A 4,105-nucleotide genomic window follows, 5' to 3' on the forward strand; every position below is an offset into this window, starting at 1 on the left:
ACTCTATGAAGAATCAAGAAAAAGAGATCGGTGAAGCAGTCATTTATGCCAAATCTCTTGTTATTGAAGCTCATGATAGGGCTGAAAAAGAAGCTAAAGAAGTTTTAGAAAAGGCACAAAAAGACTACTTGGATACGAGAGAATCTATTCTCTGACAAAGAAACGGGCAGAGGCTGAGAGATTGTATAATTTACAAAAAGAAAAAATTAAAAATATTATTAGTCGAATTGATGATTTTCTAGAACTGGACGATATCGATGATAAACCAAAAGATATCAAAAAAAATTCAAGAATTACGTAAAGAACTTGATAGACCAGAAGAAGTTGCTAAGGAGAAAGAATAGGTGGCGCCTGAGAGAGAAAGTTCATCTCGAACAACCCCTTGCAAAAACAGGAACAGATAGTACTATCTCTGTAAGCTACATCACTTCACGTCGCGCAAAAACTAAAAAGAAAGACGAAGATAAGTTAGATGATGATAAGGGCAAGAGAATCAAACGTCTTTCGAGAATTAAACGAGATAACTTTTTGTAAGAGGAGAATCAAATATGACAATTTATAACATCAATTTGGGGATTGGCTGGGCGAGTAGTGGTGTAGAGTATGCACAGATCTACCGTGCAAAATTGCTTCGTAGTGTTGGCTTAGAATCGAAGTTCATCTTTATGGATTTTATTTCAGCCGATAATATTGAACATTTGACAAAGAATATCGGCTTTGAAGACTCTGAGGTCATTTGGCTCTATCAGTATTTTACAGATGTTAAGATTGCTCCAACGACCTACACTCTAGCACATGTTTTAGCTAGTTTTAATAGAGAACCTCTAGAAATCGTTCGGAATCCTGAGAACAAGACCTTCCGAGTCATGTTTGGAGACAATGATTTCGTAACGTGCTATGCTTGCGATATGGATAATGAGCTGATTGAGCGGGCTGAGATTGTTTCGCGTGGCTGCCTCATTCAGAAAGAATATTATACATATACCAAAAACTTTATTGAGTATTATAGTCCTGTAGATGGTCGGGCTCGTCTCTACCAACGGACTTGGCTCAATGAAGATGGTAGTGTGGCTTATGAGGAAATCATCAATGAAGTCGATGGTAGACAGGAGACGCAAGTCTATCGTTTCCCAAATCATGTTTTCTATTCTAAGCAAGAGTTTGTCGCGCATTTTATGAGAAGTTTGTCTCTGACGGACAAAGATTTATTGATTTTAGACCGAGAGACAGATATTGGTCAAGCTATCTTTGCTAATAAGGGCGCTGCAAAGCTAGTCGTAATCGTTCATGCAGACCACTTTAGTGAAAATCCTGCTGAGAAAGACTATATTTTATGGAATAACTATTATGAGTATCAGTTCGAATATGCTGACGAAGTGGACTATATCATTAACTCGACCGATGCGCAAACGAACCTACTCAAAGAACAATTCGCTCAATATACAAACATCAAACCAAAGGAAATCTTGACTATTCCGGTGGGAAGTTTGGATCAATTGCGTCATCCAGAAGGAGAGCGCAAGCCGTTTGGATTGATTACAGCTTCTCGCTTGGCAAGTGAAAAGCATATTGATTGGTTGATTCACTCTGTAGTGAAGGCACATGAGCAATTACCTGAAATCACTTTTGATATCTATGGTACGGGTGGTGAGGAAGCTATGCTGCGGAAGTTGATTGCGGATTTGCAGGCAGAAGATTATATTCGATTGATGGGGCATCATCATATGGCGGATATTTACAAAAATTATTCCGCTTATCTAGCGGCATCTACAAGTGAAGGTTTTGGTCTGACTCTGTTGGAAGCAGTTGGTTCTGGCCTGCCCATCATTGGTTTTGATGTTCGTTATGGCAATCCGACCTTTATCCGCGATGGAGAAAATGGCTACCTGATTCCCAAGGCGCGTCCAGATGATCTGGATGCAATGACAACGGAATACGCGGAAAAGATTGTCCAGCTATTTACTCAACATTCCCAAGAAGATCTATCCCGTGTGTCCTACGAGGTGGCAGAACCATATCTTGATGAACATATCGCCCAGCGTTGGTATGATCTTGTTCAATCTGCACAGCATCAGTAGGGATTCGAAAAGAAAGGCATAAACACTATGATTTGTTTATTTGAACGCTATGATCAAGCGAGTTTTGATTTACTACGTTCGCTTAAGGCAGCTGGGCTAGACTGCCCTGTTGTCGTGATCCGAGACGATGGCTACCTCGCACCTGATGTTGAGTCGCCTTACAGTTACTTTACTGGAGATGTGGCTTCAGAGGACGATCTACCTCTTTATTTTAACCTTGTTCCGAAACCTCATTTGTGGGAAATTCGCTCGAGCAATGTTAATGGTGAAATCTTGGATATGGGTAAGAAACGTGCCAATATCTTTTACCGTCAACCAACACACGAACGTCGCGTGCGTGCAGTCGAGTGGTTGGATGATCAAGGTCGTGTACGCGCTGCAGACATTTACAATCGCAAGGGACGTCTCTTTGCACAGATTACCTATGATGATGCCCAACGTCCAACTCATACACGCTACTTTAATCAGGATAACGTAACGGTGATTATGGAAAATCATCTAACAGAGGATATTGTCTTAACTCTTGATGGGAAACGCCATATTTTCAATTCTAAGCAAGAGTTTGTAATCTTTTATTTGCGATATCGTGGATATGATACAGATCGCATTATATACAATTCTCTAGCAACACCATTTTTAGTAGCTGTTGGTCTGACTCCGAAAGAAGGACGAGCAGAGGATATTCTCTTCTGGCAGGAGCCGATTGGAGAGGAGTTGCCGGGTAACATGAAAGCAGCGATGCAGTTACCTCATCGCAACATCCGTATTGCAGTACAGGATAAGCAAGTTTATGATAAAATTCTCAAGCTTGCGACACCAAAAGAGAAAACTTACTTCCGCAATGTCGGTTATCTCTATCAATACCATCGCCTCAATAATATGAATCCAGAAGCCTTGATCCTGACGAATAGTGACCAAATCGAGCAAATTGAGTCACTTTTGACTCAATTACCAAATGTTCATTTCCATATTGGAGCAATTACTGAGATGTCAAGTCATTTGATGGAATTAAATCGCTATCCGAATATTTCCCTCTACCCTAATATTCGTCCAGCTAAGGTGAATGAACTTTTTGCTCGCTGTGACTTGTATCTGGATATCAATATCAGTGATGAAATTCTCAATGGTAGTCGAACAGCTTTTGAGAATAATATGCTGATTCTCAGCTTCAAAAACACTTGTCACAATCATCGTTTCGTTGCAGAAAGCCACATTTATCCGGTGGAAAATGTATCAGGCATGGTAGGCAAGATTCAGGGAGTTCTCTCTCTTCCGTCTGAGATGGAGGCTGCTCTTGCTAAGCAAAAACAGGCGGCGAATCAGGCTGATCTGGAAGCCTACAAGGCAATTTTATAAGCTAATAAGATAAGGGCTTGCTTTCGATGAAAGCAATTTCCTTTCTATCAACAGAAAAGGAGGAGCACATGTCTAACAAGGACAATGGAATTTTACAAGAACATATACGAGAACAGCTAGATAACCGAAAGAAACCCTTAAAAAGGGAGAAGCAAGATTTTAGCATGATTGCTGTGTTGGGCGGAGTTCTCTTTCTCATCACCCTTTTGGTCACGCTACTCATGCAGTTGGGACACTTTTTCTAGGATTTTTTCTGGATGGAGGAGGTCTCTGGAACAGATGAACCTTGACGAACAAATCGTCAAGGTTTTTTTGTCTCTATCTAATTGAACTAGTGTGAAAGGGGGGGAGTAGGGATTTTGAAAGATAAGACGCTTTCAATTATTTGAATCTTAAAAGCGAATTTTAGGTAAAAATTAGGCGTTTTCATTGGTTATTTCGTGTATAAATGCTTGAAAAGTAGGAACCGTTTTGCTAAAATAATAAATGGTGTATACTAGATAAAAGTAACTGGTATATTCCAGATGGAATCTGCATTTTCTGAATTAAAGGAATAAAAACTGAGACTGACTGTGGCTTTTATTGGCTTTGGTTTTGAGAGGGCAGCGCAACTACACTTTGTTAATGGTCATGAGATTAACAAAGGGTCGCAATTGGATAAAAGAAAGGAA

3 protein-coding genes are annotated in these 4,105 nt (G+C 40.1%); all 3 read left to right on the plus strand.

All coding sequences use genetic code 11. From position 1 onward, the window contains the following. Positions 1-548: 548 nt before the first annotated feature. The 3 genes from gtfA to RWS39_RS09245 all read left to right on the plus strand — a co-directional run bounded on the left by gtfA (position 549) and on the right by RWS39_RS09245 (position 3,679). Positions 549-2,078 (plus strand): accessory Sec system glycosyltransferase GtfA, encoded by a 1,530-nt coding sequence (gene gtfA / locus RWS39_RS09235; protein WP_314482831.1) that lies wholly within the window; start codon positions 549-551, stop codon positions 2,076-2,078. A 27-nt stretch (positions 2,079-2,105) separates the two neighbouring features. After that, entirely contained in the window at positions 2,106-3,434 is a 1,329-nt protein-coding gene (gtfB, locus tag RWS39_RS09240; protein ID WP_314482834.1) for an accessory Sec system glycosylation chaperone GtfB, read from the plus strand. A gap of 68 nt (positions 3,435-3,502) precedes the next feature. Continuing rightward, a complete protein-coding gene (locus RWS39_RS09245) occupies positions 3,503-3,679 on the plus strand; it encodes an XRE family transcriptional regulator (RefSeq protein WP_143989835.1) in 177 nt (58 codons plus the stop codon). The last annotated feature ends 426 nt before the right edge of the window (positions 3,680-4,105 follow it).

Source organism: Streptococcus cristatus (genome assembly GCF_963529205.1).
Taxonomy (GTDB): domain Bacteria; phylum Bacillota; class Bacilli; order Lactobacillales; family Streptococcaceae; genus Streptococcus; species Streptococcus cristatus_O.

Coding starts and splice junctions, on each gene's coding strand:
- gtfB (WP_314482834.1), top strand. CDS start 2,106: ATGATTTGTTTATTTGAACGCTATGATCAAGCGAGTTTTGATTTACTA.
- RWS39_RS09245 (WP_143989835.1), top strand. CDS start 3,503: ATGTCTAACAAGGACAATGGAATTTTACAAGAACATATACGAGAACAG.
- gtfA (WP_314482831.1), top strand. CDS start 549: ATGACAATTTATAACATCAATTTGGGGATTGGCTGGGCGAGTAGTGGT.